At 65.9% G+C, this 1,703-nt stretch carries 1 protein-coding gene and 1 pseudogene; both read right to left on the reverse strand.

Annotated elements, in window-relative coordinates; all coding sequences use genetic code 11:
• On the reverse strand, positions 1-1,317 hold a 1,317-nt coding region (locus Q0341_RS00285), incomplete at its 3' end, for a UvrD-helicase domain-containing protein (RefSeq protein WP_299509711.1).
• Positions 1,314-1,703 (reverse strand): annotated as a pseudogene (locus Q0341_RS00290) (exodeoxyribonuclease V subunit gamma); the annotation flags it as partial. The gene Q0341_RS00285 and the pseudogene Q0341_RS00290, both read right to left, overlap by 4 nt.

Genomic DNA, 1,703 nt, shown 5'->3' on the forward strand with positions numbered 1-1,703 from the left:
CTGCTGGTTTTCGGCGGTGCGGTAGATGCGGTCAAAGATGCGCAACTGCAGCGGCGAGGTGTCTTGGAACTCATCGATCAGGGCCACCGGAAACTGCTCTCGCAAGCGCTGCGCCAGGCGCTCGCCTGCATCGGGTTGGGCCAGCGCCGCGTCCAGACGCTCGAGCATGTCTGCAAAGCCAAACAAAGCGCTGCGGCGCTTGAGTTCGGCCATGCGCTGCAACACATGGCTGCGGGCGTGCAACCGGGCCTGTTGGTCGGCATCGGGCAAGGCCCGCAAGGCCGCTTGCAAGTCGGCATAGGCCTGGCTTTCGGGCGGCAACTCGACCGGGTCTTCGCCGGGTTTGCGGCAGGCCAGCAGGCCCTCGGGGGTGAAACGTTCCCAGCCGGTTTTCATGGCGCTTTGCAGGGCCTGCGCATTGGCCGGGCCTTGCGCCCAGGCTTTGAGAACGCTCAGCCAATCGGCGCATTTTTTGACGCTCAATTTGTGGCCATTCCAGCCGTGTTTGAGGGGGGCCAATTGCGCCTCGATCCAGCCCAACAACTGATCGGCTTTCTCGTCCCAACCGGTTTTGAGAGCTTGCAGCTGCGCGGCGCTGTCGGCCAAGGCCGCGGCATGGACGTGCGCCAGCGTGCCGGGTGCGGCCTCGGGCAGGGGCACCGCCATCAGGGCACGCATGTCGGCTTCAAGGGCGGACACATCGCGCCAGATGCTTTGCATCTGCGCCACTTGTTCGGCGGGCATGGGGTAGAGCTGTTGCCGCCAATAGTCTTGCACGGCTTCGAGGCGCAGCGCGGCTTCGTCGCCAACCAAGTGCTCTTCAAACAAGTTGCCGCTGTCAAAAGCGTGCTCGCGCAGCATGCGTTGGCACCAGGCGTCGATCGTGTACACGGCCGCGTCGTCCATGGCCTGCGCGGCCAGCGCCAGCCGGTAAGCCGCCTGTTGGCGGGGCTGCCCCTCGGGGTAATCGGCCATCAGTGCCAACAAAAACGCATCCTGTGTGCTCGCCTGCCCCCGAAACACCTGCGCGGCCTCGGTCAGGCGGGCGCGGATGCGCTCCGACAACTCGCGTGTGGCGGCGCGGGTGAACGTCATGACCAGCACGTCTTGCGGCAACATGGGCCGCACGGGTGCGGTGCCCGAGTCACCGTGACCCAACACCAGTCGCACATACAGCGCGGCAATGGTCCAGGTCTTGCCCGTGCCCGCGCTGGCCTCGATCAAGTGGCTGCCGCGCAGCGCAAAGCGGGAGGCCTGCAGGTCGTGAACGGGCGGTTTTGGGGTGGGGTGAAGCGTGGCATTTTCAGCGGCTTTCATGGCTGGCCCTCGGGTTCGGGTTCTGCGTGGGCATCGCTCAAGGCCTCGATCTGGATCTGCGCCGCCCAATCGCGCAAGGGGGCATAGACGCGCTCGGCCAGTTGCTCGAAGTCGCCACTGCCCATCAGCTCGGTCAATGTGGGGTAGGTGCGGGCCAGCGCCGGGTCTTTGTTGCGCTCGGCGCGTTGGTGGCTGCTGCCTTCGTACAGGTCATGCAAAGCGTTCAGGTTCTGCGGGTCTTTGAGCCACTGCAAGGCCAAGGCGGGCGGCAGGGGCAGAGGACGGCGCAGGCCCTCGGCCCAGGTGTCGAGCAGCAACTGCAACTGGGCACGGGCTGCGCTCACCTCTTGCGGCGGCACACGCAGCACGGCATTGGTGCCCACCAC

This window comes from uncultured Limnohabitans sp. (assembly GCF_937889215.1).
Lineage (GTDB): Bacteria > Pseudomonadota > Gammaproteobacteria > Burkholderiales > Burkholderiaceae_C > Limnohabitans_A.